This window comes from Sphaerisporangium fuscum (genome assembly GCF_018531465.1).
In the GTDB taxonomy this organism is placed as follows: Bacteria; Actinomycetota; Actinomycetes; order Streptosporangiales; family Streptosporangiaceae; genus Sphaerisporangium; species Sphaerisporangium fuscum.
Genome location: NZ_JAHDTF010000052.1, coordinates 1 through 18693, shown reverse-complemented (window position 1 = coordinate 18693; position 18693 = coordinate 1). Strand labels below are relative to the sequence as shown.

The 18693-nt window shown below is 71.5% G+C and carries 16 protein-coding genes and 1 rRNA gene; 10 read left to right on the top strand and 7 right to left on the bottom strand.

What is annotated here, in order from left to right; all coding sequences use genetic code 11:
* The 7 genes from KIK05_RS43635 to KIK05_RS43605 form a co-directional block, all read right to left on the bottom strand.
* Positions 1 to 2199, bottom strand: a complete 2199-nt coding sequence (locus KIK05_RS43635) for a hypothetical protein (RefSeq protein ID WP_214416804.1) — start codon at positions 2197 to 2199, stop codon at positions 1 to 3.
* 158 nt (positions 2200 to 2357) lie between these two features.
* A complete protein-coding gene (locus KIK05_RS43630) occupies positions 2358 to 3668 on the bottom strand; it encodes an MFS transporter (RefSeq protein WP_308250389.1) in 1311 nt (436 codons plus the stop codon).
* 105 nt (positions 3669 to 3773) lie between these two features.
* On the bottom strand, positions 3774 to 4448 hold the full coding sequence (locus KIK05_RS43625; RefSeq protein ID WP_214416803.1) for a hypothetical protein: 675 nt from the start codon (positions 4446 to 4448) through the stop codon (positions 3774 to 3776).
* Complete coding sequence (locus KIK05_RS43620; RefSeq protein ID WP_214416802.1) at positions 4445 to 5002, bottom strand: hypothetical protein; 558 nt, start codon at positions 5000 to 5002, stop codon at positions 4445 to 4447. The genes KIK05_RS43625 and KIK05_RS43620 overlap by 4 nt, the downstream gene beginning before the upstream one ends.
* Position 5003: 1 nt before the next feature.
* Positions 5004 to 5849 carry a hypothetical protein gene (locus KIK05_RS43615; RefSeq protein WP_214416801.1) on the bottom strand — a complete coding sequence of 282 codons (846 nt, stop codon included), beginning with the start codon at positions 5847 to 5849 and terminating at the stop codon, positions 5004 to 5006.
* Complete coding sequence (locus tag KIK05_RS43610) at positions 5846 to 6325, bottom strand: hypothetical protein (RefSeq protein WP_214416800.1); 480 nt, start codon at positions 6323 to 6325, stop codon at positions 5846 to 5848. The genes KIK05_RS43615 and KIK05_RS43610 overlap by 4 nt, the downstream gene beginning before the upstream one ends.
* Positions 6326 to 6561: 236 nt before the next feature.
* Entirely contained in the window at positions 6562 to 8235 is a 1674-nt protein-coding gene (locus KIK05_RS43605) for a class I adenylate-forming enzyme family protein (protein ID WP_214416799.1), read from the bottom strand.
* Between the two features lie 218 nt (positions 8236 to 8453).
* Here KIK05_RS43605 and argC point away from each other — a divergent pair, with 218 nt between their 5' ends.
* The 10 genes from argC to KIK05_RS43555 form a co-directional block, all read left to right on the top strand.
* Positions 8454 to 9476, top strand: a complete 1023-nt coding sequence (argC, locus tag KIK05_RS43600) for an N-acetyl-gamma-glutamyl-phosphate reductase (RefSeq protein ID WP_214416798.1) — start codon at positions 8454 to 8456, stop codon at positions 9474 to 9476.
* A gap of 46 nt (positions 9477 to 9522) precedes the next feature.
* Positions 9523 to 10674 carry a bifunctional glutamate N-acetyltransferase/amino-acid acetyltransferase ArgJ gene (gene argJ / locus KIK05_RS43595; RefSeq protein WP_214416797.1) on the top strand — a complete coding sequence of 384 codons (1152 nt, stop codon included), beginning with the start codon at positions 9523 to 9525 and terminating at the stop codon, positions 10672 to 10674.
* Between the two features lie 8 nt (positions 10675 to 10682).
* Positions 10683 to 11576 (top strand): acetylglutamate kinase, encoded by an 894-nt coding sequence (gene argB, locus KIK05_RS43590; protein WP_214416827.1) that lies wholly within the window; start codon positions 10683 to 10685, stop codon positions 11574 to 11576.
* Positions 11573 to 12757, top strand: coding sequence for an acetylornithine transaminase (locus tag KIK05_RS43585; protein ID WP_214416796.1), 1185 nt, complete (start codon positions 11573 to 11575; stop codon positions 12755 to 12757). Before argB ends, KIK05_RS43585 begins: the two co-directional genes overlap by 4 nt.
* Complete coding sequence (gene argF, locus KIK05_RS43580) at positions 12754 to 13725, top strand: ornithine carbamoyltransferase (protein ID WP_308250388.1); 972 nt, start codon at positions 12754 to 12756, stop codon at positions 13723 to 13725. Before KIK05_RS43585 ends, argF begins: the two co-directional genes overlap by 4 nt.
* Positions 13722 to 14267 (top strand): arginine repressor, encoded by a 546-nt coding sequence (locus KIK05_RS43575; RefSeq protein WP_214416795.1) that lies wholly within the window; start codon positions 13722 to 13724, stop codon positions 14265 to 14267. Before argF ends, KIK05_RS43575 begins: the two co-directional genes overlap by 4 nt.
* Before the next feature lie 82 nt (positions 14268 to 14349).
* Complete coding sequence (gene argH / locus KIK05_RS43570) at positions 14350 to 15765, top strand: argininosuccinate lyase (RefSeq protein ID WP_214416794.1); 1416 nt, start codon at positions 14350 to 14352, stop codon at positions 15763 to 15765.
* 61 nt (positions 15766 to 15826) lie between these two features.
* Complete coding sequence (locus KIK05_RS43565) at positions 15827 to 16522, top strand: DNA-3-methyladenine glycosylase (RefSeq protein ID WP_214416793.1); 696 nt, start codon at positions 15827 to 15829, stop codon at positions 16520 to 16522.
* A 179-nt stretch (positions 16523 to 16701) separates the two neighbouring features.
* A complete protein-coding gene (gene tyrS, locus KIK05_RS43560; RefSeq protein WP_308250394.1) occupies positions 16702 to 17970 on the top strand; it encodes a tyrosine--tRNA ligase in 1269 nt (422 codons plus the stop codon).
* A gap of 660 nt (positions 17971 to 18630) precedes the next feature.
* Positions 18631 to 18693, top strand: a 16S ribosomal RNA gene (locus KIK05_RS43555); the annotation flags it as partial.

Genomic DNA, 18693 nt, shown 5'->3' with positions numbered 1-18693 from the left:
TCACGGCTGGGGCGTGCGGGCCAGGCGGGCGAACGACAGCGCCACGACGGTCGACAGCAGCCAGCCGAGCAGCGTCGCCAGGTGCAGGAACACCGAGACGAGGGCACCCAGCGGACGGTGCTCGTCCGGGTACCAGGTCGATCTCTGCTCCAGCGACACCAGCGGGACCACCGTGTCGACGGCGTAGAAGACCGGGCTGAAGCAGCGGACCTGCCCCTCGCCGCACGGATCCATCCGGGGACGGTCGCCCGCGGGTGTGGCGTAGTCGCCGGTCGGCCCCGCCTCCCGGGCGCCGGCGGCGGTCCCGGAGGCCGCGGCGTCGACCGTGACCAGCCGCCCCTGCGGCGAGTACACGTTGCCGCGGGCGTCGGTGGCGCGCATGGTCGCCTGTACCGGCGGGGTCGAGAGCGCCGCCCCGGTGACGGCGAGGAGCACCAGCACCAGCCACAGCGCGCGTCCGGGCCGGTAGCCGTAGCCGACGGTGAGCCCGTAGAGGCCGTCCAGCCAGGAACGGGCACGCGAACGCGTCCTGGCCCGGACGGAGGCGCCCGGCGGGGTCCGGGTGGTCGCGCGCCGGGCGTCGCGGCGCTGCCTGATCAGGATGTTCTCGGCCTCGGTGGTGTAGCCGTGCTGCCGGAACACCCGCGCGGCCTGCTCGTACGGCCCGGGGTCGAAGGCCGCCTGCCTGCCGAGCCACTCGCATCGGGCCCGCCAGTCCCACGGGGCTCCCGGGCGTCTGCTCCCGGCGGTGTCGAACCGCTCGTAGGTCAGGCCGGAGATGACGAAACGGGCGGGCCAGTTCTCCGGCCGGTCGACCAGTAACGAGGTGGAGACACCGGTCAGGTCGACGCTGGGCGAGACCTCGCGCCACCCGAGATACAAGCCGCCCCGGACCGTGGCGGAGATCGCTTCGAGGGCGTGGCCGCCGAAACAAGTCAGAACGGCGTCCTCGCCGTCCAGCCTTCCCTCGATCGTGCAGCGGTTCAGCCGAACGGCGCCACTCGATACGAACCCCTCGCAGATCAACACAGAGCTCTTCACGTAGGCCTGCTGGAGATTCAGCGTGCGGCCGCCGGGATTCTCCAGCCGTGCGCCGGCGGCGTTCAGGCCGCTGCCCAAGGACGCCGACCGGAACTGCAGCTGCCCGCCCGTCGCCGTCAACCCCCGGAGATCGACGTCGCCCGTGATCACGGCCGCCTGGGCCTCGATGATCGACCGATCCGCCGGTTCACGCCACTCGGTGTCCCGCAGGACGAGGCTGCCGCGGACGGTGGCGCCGCTCAGCCTCAGCGTGCCCCGCACCCGCGTGCCCTCCTCCAGCAGCAGGGTGGACCGCAACTGGGCGTTCGTCAGGTCGAGGGCGCGGCCGCCCGGCGCGTCCAGGACGCAGTCCTTGGCCACGGACAGCTTGCCGAGGTCGCCGAGCGAGAGGTCGACGCCGCCGGTGATCCGGCACGCCCCCTCGATGTTGATGTCCCCGCCGACGAACAGCCCGGACGCGCTGATCGCCGCCGTCCCGATGCGGCGGCTGGAGTACCCCCGCCCCGGTTCCAGCGGGTCGCCGGGGGCCAGCGTCGCGTTGCGCACCAGGATCTGCCCGGCGATGCGGGCGCTCCCCAGGTTGAGGCACCCGTCGATCGAGGCGCGCCGTCCCTCCTGGGTGTCGACCAGGAACAGGCTTCCGCCGATCGTCGCGTCGGCGAGGTTCAGCGCGAGCCCGTGGTCGGGACGGCGCAGCCGGGCGCCGGTGAGATCGAGGGAGCCCTGGATGTGCACGCCGAGCAGCCGCAGCTCGCCGTGGGCCTCGAAGTCGTGCAGCAGCCTGACGGTGCCGCCGACGCGCATCCTGTCGGCCTGCACGGCGCGGTCGCCGCCGGAGTCGATCACCGTGTCGACGCACAGGAGGCGTCCGCCGATCTCGGACTCGCAGAGCCAGACGGCGGCGGCACGCGACGTGCTCGCGGCGGTCCGGTGCGCGCCGCTGATCCGTGACCGCGACAGGTCGAGGTCGCGGCGCACGTGCAGCCCGTTGGCGAGGAGGCCGGGGAGCCGGCAGCCGTCGAGGGTCAGCCGGTACAGCGCGGCGCCATCGAGCGTGACGGGGGCGTCGAAGACGCAGTCGAGGAAACGGAGCGGGAAGGGGATCTCCATCCCGCTGAGGTCGAGCCGCCCCTCGACGGTGACATGCCGGAGGGTCACACCGGACGGGTCCATGGCCTCCCGGCGCCGAAGGCACAGCCGTCTCAGCGTCTCCGCCCGGACGACCTGAGGCCGTCCGCCCTCCAGCCACCGCCGCATCCGCCCCAACCCCGTCCGCCGAAGGATCCCGTCAAGATCTCTTCTACGCCAATTGGGCGTTACGCGGGGGTGGCGGCTTCGCGGCGGGTGCGTTCGGCCAGGGCGTGCTCGTCGGTGCGGACGTCGTAGGCGCGGAACCTCGGCAGGACCGCGGCCGTGAGGGCGACCGCGCCGACGCACATCAGGCCGCCGGCCCTGAGCGAGAAGCGGGGGCCTCCGACCTGGGCCAGGAACCCGGCGCGGGCGTCGCCGAGCATCGGCCCGGTGGAGTACGACAGCAGCTCGATCCCGGCGAGCCTGCCGCGGTACTCGTCGGGGATGGTCTGGTTCCAGATCGTGCTCCGGAACACGCCGCTGATCATGTCGGCGCCTCCGGCCACGGCCAGGAAGACGGCCATGAGCCAGATGTTCGGCATGAACGAGGCGGCCACGACCCCCGCGCCCCACAGGGCGGCCGAGACGATGACGGCGAGGCCGTGCCGGTGGACGTGCGCCGTCCATCCCGAGGTGGCCGAGGCGATCACCGAGCCGATGCCGCCCGCCGCGTACAGCAGGCCGAGGGCCTTGGTCGCGTGCAGGTCGTCGGCGAGGAAGGGGAACAGCGCGTTGGAGAACGCGAACACCATCGCGGCGATGTCGACCAGGTAGGTGCCCACCAGGTCGGGCCGCCCGGCGGCGTACCTGACCCCCTCCACCAGCGACCTCAGCGACGCCGGGGCGACCTCGCCGGACGGCGGCACCGGCGCGACCCGGACCAGCAGCAGGAGCGAGAGCAGGAAGGAGAGCACGTCGACGCCGTAGGAGACGGCCGGGCCGAAGGTCACCACGACCACGCCGCCCACCGCGGGACCGATGATCATGCCGGCGTTGCGCGCCAGGCCTTGCAGCGCGAAGGCCGGGGCCATCTGGTCGAGCTTCAGCACCCGGTTGACGATCGCCTGCTCGCTCGGCCCGCGCAGGCTGGAAAGGCCCGCGGCGAGCGCCGCCACGACGTACAGCACCGGGATCTGCACGTGCGCCGGGAGCACCAGGGCGTTCACCATCAGCAGCACGGAGGTGAGGCACAGGCCCACCTCGGACACCACGACGATCTTGCGGCGGTCCATCGCGTCGGCGATCGCGCCGCCCCACAGCCCGCACACGACCATCGGCGCGAACTCGGCCAGCGCCACCAGGCCGACCGCGACGTACGAACCGGTGAGCTGCTTCATCTGGTACGGCACGGCCACCATGGTGAAGACGCTGCCCAGCATGCTGACCACCTCGGACCCGAGCAGCAGCCGGAAATCCCGGGAGTCGCGTAGCGGGCTGACGTCCATGCGCAGGCGGCGCAGCAGGGTCTTCAGGGATCGCGCGGGGCTGGTCGACACAGGCGGCAAGTGTGGTCGCCGGAGCAGGCGGTGGGCAACCGAATTTCGCCCCGCGGCGGCCCTCCCGGCCGGCCGGCGGCACCGTGCCGCCGGCCCTTCTTCGGGTCACGGTGTGGCGGGGACGGCCTCGATGTCGTGGGGGTCCAGCCGGTTGACCAGCGTGATGCCGCCGATCGTGAGCTGCGCGTCGGAGTCGGCGTGCTTCGCCCCCCAGTCCTGGGCCTTCTTCCGCAGGGCGGGCTGGGTATGGAGCACTTCCCATCCGAGGTTGGCGAACAGTGACGTGCAGGTGCGGGTGCCGGGCCCCAGGTGGTAGCAGTCGGCGCTCACCATCCGGACGTGCGTGTCGTCGTCGTACTCGATGTTGACGTCGATCTCGTACCTCAGGTCGCCCTTGGGGGTGCAGTTCAGCCAGGACTTGGCGCCGGTGTGCGGCTTGTTCTCCGTCCACGGCGCGCAGGTCCAGTGGTTGACCTTCTTGAGCCACTCCTCGGAGATGAAGTCCACCGTGACGCCGGGCAGGTAGATCTGGCGGCCGTTGGGGAAGCCCTCAGGGATCTTGCCGGGGGCGCCGGGGCCGTGCGGTGGCGTCGCCGAACGGGCGATGGCCGCCCCGCCCGCGCCGCCCACGACCAGGCCCACCAGCATCGTCACGGCGACCAGCAGCACCGCGGGCACGCCGCGGCGTGGGCGCGCGGGCGGGAACGCCGGTAGGGGAGGACCGTTGAAAGCTTGAGGGCCCTGCTGCCAGGCCGTGCCGCCGGGGGGCTGCTCTGTCATGTCTCCACCGCCCTGAACCTCACGCTGACCTGGCCCTTGCCTCCGGAGGCGTACACCTCGTACTTGTAGCCGGCGATCTCACTGCGGACGTCCTTGCGGCCGTCGATCTGCCGGGTCAGCCACTTGCCGACGTACGCCACCGTCTGCGGGTCGTCGGCGAAGGGCAGGGTGGCCAGCCACGATATGTAGGACCTCGCGCCGCGCGTGATCTCACCGTCGGTGCCGCATCTGACCTCGACCGACACCTCGGAGATCCCGCCGGCGGGCGCCTCCAGCCCCATCTCGAAGCCCGCGTTGCCGACGTACAGCTCACACTTCCAGGACTCGGCGTATCCGCTCCGCATGCCGCACTGGTGTCCCTGGGCCTTCAGCGCGTCCAGGACCTGATCGAACTTCAGGGAGGGGATACAGCGCTTGTAGGTGTCCGGCGCGCACGGCACCGGACCGGTCACCGCGGCCTGGGCGCGGGCCGTCACCGTGTACCCGGCGGCGCCGGCGCCGGCGAGCGCGATCAGCCCCGCGGCGGAGGCGATCAGCCACGTGCGTGCCGCCACGTCAGGCCTCCTTCCGGACGAAGCCGGCCCAGCGGGCGAGGAAGGCGTCGTTCCCCATGCCGAGCACCCTCCGGCAGATGCCGTCGAAGGCGGGCGCCTTGGCCAGGGGGGCGCCCTCCACGTCCACGTACCTGATCGCCGAGGCGTAGAGCTCGATGGCGGCGTCACGGCCCTTGAGCCGCTCGGCGAAGCCGAAGATGGTGCTGCTCAGGGAGTAGTTGAACTGGATGAGGTCGTCCCTGTAGAAGGTCTTGCTCGAGGGGGGCAGGCCGGTGAACCTGCCCGCGCGCACCCCCTGGGCGACGACGGCGCGCTGCTGGTCCTGCCGGGAGGGCACCTCCAGGTTCTCCACCCAGCTGGCGAACCCTTCCTGCGCCCACCGTGGCGTGTCCAGGAACGAGAGCCCGGGGGTGACGACGGTCGCCCGGGCGGTGACGGCGTGGGCCAGCTCGTGCCGCATGACCAGCGCGGGGTCGTCGTTCCACTTCTCGATGCCGGCGAGGTTCACCAGGACCCGCGAGCCGGCGTACTGCTCGGTGTAGACCTCCCCGTTCTGCCGCACTCCCTTCAGCGGCCTCATGATTCCCTCGTTCTGCGCCTGCTTCCCGGTCTCGTACCAGGCCCGCATGTTGGCCGTCTTCCGGGTGAGGAACAGGACGTGACCAGGGAACCTGATCCGGTCGCCCCACAGCGCCTCGACCTTCCCGGCCTGCGCCTCGGCCGCGGCGGCGTACTTCTTCAGGTCCGGGACGCTCTCGTCCCCGGCCACGCAGACGTTGCCCGCCTGGATCACCTTCAGGGCGCTCAGATGCCAGGGGGCGTCGGCCAGCAGGCTCTGGTCCCTCACCTGGTCCTTCTCGGCGCCGGCCCGCGTGGTCCGCCTGATGTCAGTGACCACCAGCCCGTCGCCCTTCTTGGCCACCCGGTACTCGAACGCCTCCGCCGGCGCCACCCCACCCCGCCCGGCCCGACGTCCGCCGTGAGCTGGGTCACCGCGATCACCGGCGTGAACGTGTAGGTGTTCCCGCCGCCGGCGGCGCCGATGATCCGCTCGGTGATGAAGTGGAAGTCGCGCAGCTCGAACTGGGTGAGGTTGGCGAACAGCAGCTTCTCCTGCCGGACCAGCCTGGTGTTGGAGGCGTCCAGGTCGGCCAGGAACGCCTGCTCGTTCTTGTCCCTGACCGCCTTGGCCCGCCGGTCGAGGATCGCCTGTAACTCCTGCGTGCCGGGCTCGTCCGAACCTCGTTCATCGGTGGACCCGAAAGTGGGCCGCGCCGGCGTCGTACAGCCGCCGACCGCCAGCAGTCCCCCCAGCCCGGCCACCAACGCACCCCGCCGCGTCAGTAAGGCCGGGCCGGATCGTCCTTCTCCCCTCATCGACAGATCACATCCCTCCTGCCGCACCCCCTGAGGGCGGGGGTGTCGATGCGTTCCGGATGTATAGAGTCTTCGGCCGCGGGGATTGTTGCGGACGGCGAGCCGATTTCTGGTCGTCTTTCCGGCGCCCCGGAGACGACGTACGGCCCGCGCCCTCCCGCGGAGGGCACGGGCCGCCGGTCTCACAGGCCCAGGGTCTCCCTGCGGAGGTGGGTCTTGAGGATCTTGCCGCCAGGGTTGCGCGGGAGCTCCGTCTCGCGGAACCAGAACCTGACCGGGATCTTGAACGTCGCGAGCGACCCGCTCAGGAACTCCTGTAGCTCCTCGGCCGTCGCAGCGGCGCCGGCCCTCAGCCGTACCACCGCGCCGACCTGCTCGCCCAGCTCGTCGTCCGGGACGCCGATCACGGCGGCGTCGTCGACGTCCGGGTGCTCGAACAGCGCGGCCTCCACCTCGGCGCAGTAGACGTTCTCCCCGCCCCGGATGACCATGTCCTTGGCCCGGTCGACGATGTAGACGTACCCCTCCTCGTCGACCTTGGCCAGGTCCCCGGTGTGCAGCCATCCGTCGACGAAGGTCTCGGCGGTGGCGTCGGGGCGGTTCCAGTACCCCGTGATCACGTTCGGGCCGCGCATGCACAGCTCGCCGACCTCGCCCACCGGCACCTCCTGCCCGAGGGGGTCGGTGATGCGCACGTCGCACACGGCGAGCGGCAGGCCGATGCTGTCGGGCTTGGCGAGGTAGGCCGGGCCGCTGTTGTAGATCGCCAGGGCGGTGGTCTCGGTCATCCCGTACCCGTTGGACGCCTGGCGCTGCGGCAGCTGGTCGCCGATGCGCTCCAGCAGCTTGGGCGGGGCGGGGGCGCCGCCGTAGCTGATCCCGCCGAGGCTGGAGATGTCGTGCTTGCCGAGGTCGGGGTGGGAGAGCAGCTGCCAGGCGTTGGTGGGGACGCCCGTCATGATGGTGACCTTCTCGCGCTCGATCAGCCGCAGCGCCTGCCCGGGGTCCCACTTGAACATCAGCACGAGCCCGCCGCCGCTGAACATGGTGGCCGTCATGACCGCGAAGCAGCCGGTGACGTGGAACAGCGGCACCGTGAGCAGGGTGATCCGCCGGGTGCCGGCCGCCGAGGCGGGGTCCTTGCCGGCGAGCGCGACGCTGCGCAGCAGCGCGTAGGCGACGGTCATGGGCGACTGGCCGAGGTTGCGGTGGCTGCCGAGGGCGCCCTTGGGACGGCCGGTGGTGCCGGAGGTGTAGAAGATCGTCGCCGGGTCCTCGGGGTCGAGCTCGACGGAAGGGAGGGGCACGTCGGCCCGCACCTCGCCGAGGACCTCGCCGAACTCGCGCGCGCCCGGCGGCAGCCCCCCGGTGGCGCGGGTGACGATCATCGGCACCTCGGTCCCCCGCAGCCGCTCGGCCCGCTCGCCGTCCACGATCACGACCTTGGCGCCGGAGTCCGACAGGCCGTACTCCAGCTCGGAGGTGGTCCACCAGGCGTTCAGCGGTACGGCGACGGCCCCGGCGGCGAGGGCGGCGGAGAACGAGACGATCCACTCGGGGTAGTTGCGCATGGCGATGGCGACCCGGTCGCCCTTGGTCACGCCGTAGTCCTCGACGAGCCGGTTGGCGAGCGTGGCGGCCCGGCGGAAGTGCTCCTCGTAGGTGACGCGCTCGTCCTCGTATACGACGAAGACGGCCTCGCCGTGCCAGCGGCTGTTCTCCAGGAGGGTGCGGAAGGTCGTGGGGGCGTGCTTCCAGGTCCGGATCTTCGCCCCGCGGACCTCGACCTCGTCCATCTCGAAAAGCTGGCCCGGTCCGGTGAGCTGTGCCAGGACCTGGTCGTGAGTGACAGTCATGCGCGGTGACTCCCGGGGGTGAGTAGGTGCCCTTGCCTATGCCCTTGCCTTGAAAGGTGACGATACCGACCAGTAGGTACGGACAACAGAGGTCGCCTCGCACGCGTTTCCCCTTGACGGGGCGGCGCCCGGCGGCTTGCATGAAGATGCTTAGACATGCATACTCTTGCTGGACAGAGAAACCATGAGGACGAGTGCATAAACATACGGAGGGGTCGATGAGAGCGGCGGTCGCCGGAGCCAGCGGGTACGCCGGAGGCGAGCTGCTGCGCCTGCTCCTCGCCCACCCGGCCGTCGAGATCGGCGCCCTCACCGCCGGCGCCAGCGCCGGTGACGTCCTCGGGGTCCACCAGCCCCACCTGCCCGCCCTGGCCGGCCGCGTCCTGCTGGAGACCACGCCCGAGACCCTCGCCGGCCACGACGTCGTCTTCCTCGCCCTGCCCCACGGCCAGTCGGCCGCCATCGCCGAGCGGCTGGGCGACGACACGCTCGTCGTCGACTGCGGCGCCGACTTCCGCCTCGAGGACGCCGCCGAGTGGACCCGCTTCTACGGCGGTGCCCACGCCGGCACCTGGCCCTACGGCCTGCCCGAACTGCCCGGACAGCGCGACGCGCTGCGCGCCGCCCGGCGCGTGGCCGTCCCCGGCTGCTATCCGACCGCCGCGACCCTCGCCCTGTTCCCCGCCTTCGCGGCCGGGCTCGCCGAGCCCGACGTCGTGGTGGTGGCGGCCAGCGGCACCTCCGGCGCCGGCAGGTCCCCCAAGCCGAACCTCCTCGGCAGCGAGGTGATGGGCTCCGCCTCCGCCTACAGCGTCGGAGGCACCCACCGCCACACCCCCGAGATGGAGCAGAACCTCTCCAAGGTCGCCGGCACGCCGGTGAAGGTCTCCTTCACCCCCGTGCTCGCCCCGATGAGCCGCGGCATCCTCGCCACCTGCACCGCCCCCGCCGCCCCCGGCGTCACCGCCGCCGGGCTGCGGGAGGCGTACGAGGCGGCCGTCAAGGACGAGCCGTTCCTGCGGCTGCTCCCCGAGGGCGCCTGGCCGGCGACCGCCATGACGCTCGGCGCCAACACCGCCGTGCTGCAGGTGACCCTCGACGAGCGGTCCGGCCGCGTCGTCGCGGTCATCGCCATCGACAACCTGACCAAGGGCACCGCGGGCGGGGCCATCCAGAGCGCCAACCTCGCCCTCGGCCTGGCAGAAGAACTCGGCCTTCCCCTCAATGGAGTCGCCCCGTGAGCGCACGCAGCGAGAAGATCGCCACACCGTCCGGGGGTGAGCGGGCATGAGCGTCACCGCCCCCCTCGGCTTCCGCGCGGCCGGTGTGGCCGCGGGCCTGAAGACCCGCGACGCCCGCGACCTGGCCCTGGTCGTCAACGACGGCCCCTCCCGGGCCGCCGCCGGCGTCTTCACCCGCAACCGCGTCAAGGCCGCCCCCGTCCTGTGGACCCAGCAGGTGCTCACCGGCGCCCGGGTCAGGGCCGTCGTCCTCAACTCCGGCGGCGCCAACGCCTGCACCGGCCCCGCCGGCTTCCAGGACACCCACGCCACCGCGGAGAAGGTCGCCGAGGTCCTCGGCGACTCGGCCGGCGAGATCGCCGTCTGCTCCACCGGCCTCATCGGCGAGCGGCTGCCCATGGACCTGCTGCTCCCCGGCGTCGACGCCGCGGCCTCCCAGCTGTCCAGGGACGGCGGCCTCGCCGCCGCCGACGCCATCCGCACCACCGACACCGTCAGCAAGATCTCCTTCCGCAGGGGAGAGGGCTACATGGTCGGCGGCATGGCCAAGGGCGCCGGCATGCTGGCCCCCGCCCTGGCGACCATGCTCTGCGTCATCACCACCGACGCCGACGTGCCGGCCGAGGAGCTCGACCGGGTGCTGCGCAAGGCGACCCGCGTGACCTTCGACCGGCTCGACACCGACGGCTGCATGTCCACCAACGACACCGTGCTGCTGCTGGCCAGCGGCGCCTCCGGCGTCACCCCCGACCCGGCGGAGTTCGAGAAGAAGATCACCGAGGTCTGCGCCGACCTGGCCCGCCAGCTCCTCGTCGACGCCGAGGGCGCCACCAAGGCCATCGCCATCGAGGTCGTCGGCGCCGCGAGCGAGGACGACGCCGTCGCCGTCGGCCGCGCCGTCGCCCGGTCCAACCTGCTCAAGTGCGCCATCCACGGCGAGGACCCCAACTGGGGCCGTGTGCTGTCGGCCGTCGGCACCACCGACGCGCCCTTCGAGCCCGACCGCGTCAACGTCGCCATCAACGGCATCTGGATCTGCCGCGGCGGCGCCGCCGGGGACGACCGCGCCAAGGTCGACCTGCGCCCCCGCGACGTCACGATCACCATCGACCTGTCGGCCGGCCCGCACTCGGCGACCGTCCACACCACCGACCTCACCGCCGAGTACGTCCACGAGAACTCGGCCTACTCCACATGAGCCACGACATGATCCGCGCGGCGGGCCTGCAGGCGCACGCCAAGGCGGCCGTGCTCATCGAGGCCCTGCCCTGGCTGGAGCGCTTCCGCGGCCGGACCGTCGTCGTCAAGTACGGCGGCCACGCGATGTCCGACGAGGCGCTGCGCCAGAGCTTCGCCGATGACATGGTGTTCCTGCTGCACGCGGGCCTGCGCCCCGTCGTCGTCCACGGCGGCGGCCCGCAGATCAACGCCCACCTCGACAGGCTCGGCATCGAGAGCAGCTTCACCGCCGGGCTCCGCGTCACGACCCCCGAGGCCATGCAGGTCGTGCGCATGGTGCTGGTCGGCCAGGTCAACCGCGACGTCGTCGGCCTGATCAACCGCCACGGGCCGTTCGCGGTCGGCATGTCCGGCGAGGACGCCCACCTGTTCACCGCCGAGCGCAAGCACGCCGAGGTCGACGGCGAGAAGGTCGACATCGGACAGGTCGGAGAGATCGTCAAGGTGGAGGCGGGTGCCGTCCGGGCCCTCCTCGACGACGGCCGTATCCCGGTGGTCTCCTCGGTCGCGCGCGGCGAGGACGGCGAGGTCTACAACGTCAACGCCGACACCGCGGCCGCGGCCCTGGCGGTCGCGCTGGGCGCCGGCAAGCTCGTCGTGCTCACCGACGTCGAGGGCCTGTACGCCGACTGGCCGGCCTCCTCCGAGGTGATCAGCCGCCTCACCGCCGGCGAGCTGGCCGACCTGCTGCCCGGCCTGTCCAGCGGCATGGTGCCGAAGATGGAGGCCTGCCTGACCGCCGTCAACGGCGGCGTGCCCCAGGCGCACGTGCTCGACGGCAGAGTGCCCCACTCGGTGCTGCTCGAGATCTTCACAGACGAGGGAATCGGAACCATGGTGCTACCGGAGGCGAAGTCATGACGGCCCCGCTGAGGGAACGCTTCGAGGCCGCGTTCATGCCGAACTACGGCGTGCCGCCCGTGGCCCTGGCCCGAGGCGAGGGCTGCCACGTCTGGGACGAGGACGGCAACCGCTACCTCGACCTGATCGCGGGCATCGCGGTCAGCTCGCTCGGACACGCCCACCCCGCGCTGGCCGAGGCCGTGTCCAAGCAGGCCGCCACGCTCGCCCACACCTCCAACCTCTTCGTCAACGAGCCCGAGGTGCTGCTCGCCGAACGCCTCCTCGGCCTGCTCTCCGCCCCCGGCCGGGTCTTCATGGCCAACTCCGGCACCGAGGCCAACGAGTGCGCGCTCAAGATCGCCCTCAAGTACGGCAAGGCGAACGGCCGCACCTACTTCGTCGCCGCCGAGAACGGCTTCCACGGACGCACCCTCGGCGCGCTCTCCCTGACCGGCAAGGCCTCCATCCGCGACCAGTTCGGGCCGTTCCCGATCGACGTCCGCTTCGTCCCCTACGGCGACGCCGACGCGCTCAAGCAGGCCGTCACCGACGACTGCGCCGCCGTCTTCCTCGAGCCCACCCAGGGCGAGGCCGGCGTGGTGCCCCCGCCCGCGGGCTACTTCACCGCCGCCCGCGAGATCTGCGACGCCACCGGAGCGCTGCTGGTGCTCGACGAGATCCAGTCGGCGATCGGCCGCACCGGGCACTGGTTCGCCCACCAGCACGACGGCATCCTGCCCGACGTGCTCACCCTGGCCAAGGGGCTCGGCGGGGGCATGCCGATCGGCGCCTGCGTCGGCTTCGGCGACGCGGCCACGATCTTCGCCAAGGGCGACCACGGATCCACCTTCGGCGGCAACCCGGTCTCCGCCGCGGCGGCCCTCGCGGTCCTCGGCACCATCGAGAGCGAAGGGCTGCTCGCCCACGTCCGCGCCGTCGGCGTCCGGCTCGCCGAGGGCATCGCCGCCATCCGGCACCCGCTGCTGTCGGGCGTGCGCGGACGCGGCCTGTGGCTGGCCGCCGTCCTCACCGAGCCCCGCTCGGTGGAGGTCCAGGACGCCGCCCGGCGCGCCGGATTCCTGGTCAACGCCGTGCAGCCCGACGCGGTGCGCATCGCCCCGCCGTTGATCATCACCTCCGAGCAGGCCGAGTCGTTCCTCGCGGCCCTCCCGGCGATCCTCCAGGAGGCGGCGGCGTGAGCTCCTACGACCAGGACGTCCCCGTGATCTCGCCTCACGCCGCCCCGGCGGCCGTCCGGCACTTCCTGCGAGACGACGACCTGAGCCCCGCCGAGCAGGCCGAAGTGCTCGACCTCGCCGAGGCCATGAAGAAGGACCGCTACGGTCACCGCGCCTTCGAAGGCCCCAAGACCGTCGCGGTGCTCTTCGACAAGCACTCCACCCGCACCCGCGTGTCCTTCGCCGTCGGCATCGCCGAGATGGGCGGCCAGCCGCTCATCATCGACGCCGGCAACTCCCAGATGGGCCGCGGCGAGCCCGTCGAGGACACCGCGCGCGTCCTCGACCGGCTGGTCGCCGCGATCGTCTGGCGCACCTTCGGCCAGGAGCGCGTCGAGGCCATGGCCTCGACGTCCTCGGTGCCGGTGGTCAACGCCCTCACCGACCAGTTCCACCCCTGCCAGATCCTCGCCGACCTGCTCACCATCCGCGAGCACCGCGGCACCCTGGCCGGGCGGACCCTCGCCTACTTCGGCGACGGCGCCAACAACATGGCCCACTCCTACCTGCTCGGCGGCGCCGTCGCGGGCATGCACGTCCGCGTCGCCGCCCCCGCCGGCTACCAGCCCGACCAGCTCATCCTCAACCGCGCGGCCGAGATCGCCGCCGGCACCGGAGGATCGGTCACCGCGGTGTCCGACGCGCGGGCGGCCGCCGCCGGCGCCCACGTCCTGGCCACCGACACCTGGGTGTCCATGGGCCAGGACGGCAAGGACGAGCGCGTCGCCGCGCTCATGCCGTACCAGGTGAACGCCGAACTGCTCGCCGCCGCCGCGCCCGACGCGATCGTGCTGCACTGCCTGCCCGCCTACCGTGGCCTGGAGATCACGGCCGACGTGCTCGACGGCCCCCGCAGCGTGGTGTGGGACCAGGCGGAGAACCGCCTGCACGCCCAGAAGGCCCTGCTCCACTGGCTGGTGACGAGATGACCATCCCGCTCACCAAGGCCGGAAGGCTCGCCAAGATCGCCGAGCTGGTCAACCGCCACAAGGTGAAGTCGCAGCTGGAGCTGGCCAAGCTGCTCGCCGAGAGCGGCGTCGAGGTCACCCAGGCCACCCTGTCGCGCGACCTCGACGAGCTGGGCGCGCTGAAGCTGCGCGCCGACGACGGCTCGCTGGTGTACGCCCTGCCCGGCGAAGGGGGCGCGCGGATCCCGCTGGCACGCCTCGGCTCCGGCGAGACCCCGGCGGCGCGGCTGCGGCGGGTGGCCGAGGAACTGCTCGTCTCGGCCGAGGCCTCGGCGAACCTCGTGATCGTGCGCACGCCTCCCGGCGCCGCGCAGTTCCTCGCCTCGGCGCTCGACCACGCCGACTGGCAGTCGATCCTCGGCACGGTGGCCGGCGACGACACCATTCTCGTGATCAGCCGCGACCCGGCGGGCGGAGCCCAGCTCGCCGAGTCCCTGCTCAAGCTCACCGACCGACGTAGCGCGCCCGCGGGAGGCGGGCTGACGAGCACGTCCGACGGCTGATGGCGCTTGTTTGCACTAGGGTCGCGGATTGACCGAGTTGGAACTGGGGAAGAGGAGAACGGTGGCTGAGGGTGGCAAGCCCATGCGGCTATGGGGTGGCAGGTTCGAGGGCGGGCCGGCCGACGCGCTGACACGGCTTTCGGTCAGCGTGCAGTTCGACTGGCGGCTCGCGCCGTACGACCTGCTGGCGTCACGGGCGCACGCCCGGGTGCTCCACCGCGCCGGGCTGCTGAGCGAGGAGGAACTCCAGCGCATGCTCGCAGCGCTGGACGACCTGGAGGCGGCCTGCAAGTCGGGGGACTTCCGGCCCACGGTGGCCGACGAGGACGTCCACACGGCGCTGGAGCGCGGCCTGCTGGAGCGGCTCGGCTCCCTCGGCGGCAAGCTGCGCGCCGGACGCAGCCGCAACGACCAGGTGGCCACCGACCTGCGCCTCTACCTGCGCGATCACGTGCGTCACATCGTCTCGCGCCTGGTCGAGCTGGAGACCGCGCTGATGAGCCAGGCCGAGGAGCACGCCGCCACCGCGGCCCCCGGCATGACCCACCTGCAGCACGCCCAGCCGGTGTCGTTCGGCCACCAGCTCCTCGCCCACGTCCACCCGATCGCCCGCGACGTCGACCGGCTGCGCGACTGGGACCGCCGCGCCGCGATCTCCCCGCTCGGCGCGGGCGCGCTCGCCGGCTCGTCACTGCCGCTCGACCCGCAGGCGGTCGCCCAGGAGCTCGGCTTCGACGCGGCGGCGCCCAACTCGATGGACGCCGTCGCCGACCGCGACTTCGCGGCCGAGTTCCTGTTCTGCGCGGCCATGATCGGCGTCCACCTGTCGCGCCTGGGCGAGGAGATCGTCCTGTGGGCCTCGCAGGAGTTCCGCTGGATCGAGATGGACGACGCCTACTCCACCGGCTCGTCGATCATGCCGCAGAAGAAGAACCCCGACGTCGCCGAGCTGGCCCGGGGCAAGTCCGGCCGGCTCATCGGCAACCTCATGTCGCTGCTGACCACGCTGAAGGGCCTGCCGCTCACCTACAACCGCGACCTGCAGGAGGACAAGGAGCCGGTGTTCGACGCCGTCGACACCCTGCTGCTGGTCCTGCCCGCGGTGTCCGGGCTGGTGGCCACCATGCGGGTCAACACCGCCCGCCTCGAGTCGTCCGCGCCCGACGGCTTCGCCCTGGCGACCGACCTCGCCGAGCTGCTGGTCCGCAAGGGCGTGCCGTTCCGCGACGCCCACGAGGCGGTCGGCCACCTGGTGGTGTGGTGCCAGGTCAACGACACCACGCTCGAGCAGCTCACCGAGGACGACCTCGCCAAGATCTCGCCCCACTTCGCGGCGGCCACGGGCGCTTCCGACGCCGCGCTCGACGTACTGAACGTCCAGGGCGCGCTCGCCGCTCGCAAGGCGTACGGCGGCACCGCCCCCGACCGCGTCCGCGACCAGCTCACCGCCCTCCGCGAGATCGTCGACGGCCAGGCGGCGTGGGCGAGCGGATCCTAGACACGGTTTCCGCACCCTGGATGATCACTGACGGTACCGGAGACCAGGGAGATTCGGGTTCGTGCGGAAAACAGCCCTAGAACGGAAGTTCTTCGACCGGCCCTCCCACGAGGTGGCCCCCGACCTGCTCGGGCGCGTCCTCGTGCACGGGCCGGTCGCGGTACGCCTCACCGAGGTCGAGGCCTACGGCCCGCCGGGGGAGGACCCGGCGTCCCACACCTACCGGGGGCGCACTCCGCGCAACTCGGTGATGTTCGGGCCGCCGGGGCACCTGTACGTCTACTTCACCTACGGCATGCACTTCTGCGCCAACCTCGTCTGCCTGCCCGAGGGCATGGGATCGGGGGTGCTGCTGCGGGGCGGCGAGGTGATCGAGGGCGTGGACCTCGCCCGCACCCGCCGCCACCGGCCCAGCACCTCGGCCCCCCTCACGGGTCCGGGCCGCGTCGTCCCTTACCGTGATCTGGCTCGCGGCCCCGCCCGCCTCGCCGTGGCCCTCGGCATCGGCAGGGAACACAACGGCGCCGACTGCTGCCACGACCTCGCCTCACCTGACCCGTCCCCAGGTGCGGGGACGGAGCGGGCGGGTGAGATGTTCCTGGTGCTGGAGGGGGAGCCGAGCGACCCGGCCCTGATCCGCTCCGGTCCCCGCACCGGCGTGTCCTCCGCCGCCGACACCCCGTGGCGCTTCTGGATCGACGGCGACCCCACGGTCTCCCCGTACCGTGAACACGTCCCCAGGAAGCGCCCGACCTAGCGGGACGTCGAGTGGTGCTCGATGGGCGACCGAGTGCCTTCGGGGTGTTCCGAGTGGCTTTCGGTGGTCTTTCGGATGGCTTTCGAGTGGCGAAGTGGCTCAGTGATCGGGCAGGCTGTAGGCACAGAGGCGAAAGCCCACGTTGTCCATCCACCGATCGAACAATGAAGGCCAGGATCGTGACCGACATCCTCGATGACCTTGCGTGGCGCGGCCTGATCGCGCAGTCCACCGACATCGACGCCCTCAGGGCGGCGATGGCCGAGGGTCCGATCACGGTCTATTGCGGCTTCGACCCCACCGCACCGTCGCTGCACGTCGGCAACCTCGTGCCGCTCCTCACCCTGGCGCGCATCCAGCGGGCGGGTCACCGCGCGATCGGCCTGGTCGGCGGGGCCACCGGGCTGATCGGCGACCCCAGCGGCAAGAGCGAGGAGCGCTCGCTCAACTCCACCGAGGTGGTCGCCGAGTGGGTGCGCCGCATCCGGGTCCAGGTCGAGAAGTTCCTCGACTTCTCAGGTGACTCCGGCGCCGTCCTGGTCAGCAACCTCGACTGGACGGAGGGTCTCTCGGCGATCGACTTCCTGCGTGACGTCGGCAAGCACTTCCCGGTGAACCGCATGCTCGCGCGCGAATCCGTCTCCGCCCGGCTGGCAGGGGAGGGGCTCAGCTACACCGAGTTCAGCTACCAGATCCTCCAGGCCAACGACTACCTCGAGCTGTACCGCCGGCACGGCTGCACGCTGCAGATCGGGGGCAGCGACCAGTGGGGCAACATCACGGCCGGCTGCGACCTCATCCGGCGGGTGGAGGGCGGGCATGTGCACGCGCTCACCGTGCCGCTCATCACCAAGGCCGACGGCACGAAGTTCGGCAAGACGGCGGGAGGCGCGGTGTGGCTCGATCAGGAGCTCACCTCGCCGTACGCCTTCTACCAGTTCTGGCTCAACGCCGATGACCGCGACGTCGTGAAGTTCCTGAAGATCTTCAGTTTCAGGTCCAGGGACGAGATCGAGGCCCTGGAGAAGAGCGCCTCGGAACGTCCGGCGGCGCGCGAGGCGCAGCGCGCTCTCGCCGAGGAGTTCACCACGCTGCTGCACGGCCCCGAGGAGTGCGCCGCGGTGATCGCGGCGTCGGCGGCGCTGTTCGGGCAGGGATCGCTGGAGGAGCTGCCCGAACGCACCCTCGCCGCCGCGCTCGCGGAGGTGCCGAAGGCCGTCGTTCCGGCGCCCGGGGCGTCGTACGTCGATCTGCTCGCCGAGAGCGGTCTCGTCGAGAGCAAGTCGGCGGCGAGGCGTGCCGTGAAGGAAGGCGGCGCGTACCTCAACAACGTGAAGGTGACGGACGAGGCGTACGTCCCGACCAGCGACGACCTGCTGCACGGGCGCTTCCTGGTGCTCCGCCGCGGCAAGCGGTCGGTGGGTGGCGTCGAGGTCGTCGCGGGGTAGCCCCCATCTGCGTTCTCCGGCCCCCTGGCGCGTTCTGTCGCCGGGGGGCCGGCGACGTCTTCGGTAACAGTCTCATAGCGAACCGGCCAGACTTGGCAGGGCGGCGCGATGACCTGGGCGGTTTGCCCGCGGAGTGATTTGACGGACCCGGGAACCCGGCTTAGTGTTTTGTCTCGCCCCAAGGGAACGGCGGGGCGCCGATCAGGCGCCTGGCTCCCGGGCATCCCGACTGACACACCCTCGGATCCGGTGTCCATGACGCAGGATCCGGCTCTGATGTGTCGCCCGCGCAAGGTCGATTGAACTTCTTCTGAAGTTCGGCTGGACAACGGGCGAGCGACAGGGTAAGTTAGAAGGGTTGCTCTGGCGACAGGGCAGCCCGGTTCGTGCCGATCTGGGCGACCGTGGGAAGTTCGAGAGAATTGACCGCGGTTGACCGGTCTGGTACGGTTGGGATAGCGAGATGTGAGCCCTAGAGGGGTTCGGAGCCTGACGGCCCGGGACTCTGACAGTGTACGCGTCCGTTTCTTGAGAACTCAACAGTGTGTTAAAAGCCAGTGCATGAATATGCATTACCTCCGTCTTCCACGCTTTGCGTGGGGATGGTTCCTTTGATTGGCACCACGGTGTGTGGTGTCTGTCGGGATTTTCTTCAGACATTGTTTGGAGAGTTTGATCCTGGCTCAGGACGAACGCTGGCGGCGTGCTTAACACATGCAAGTC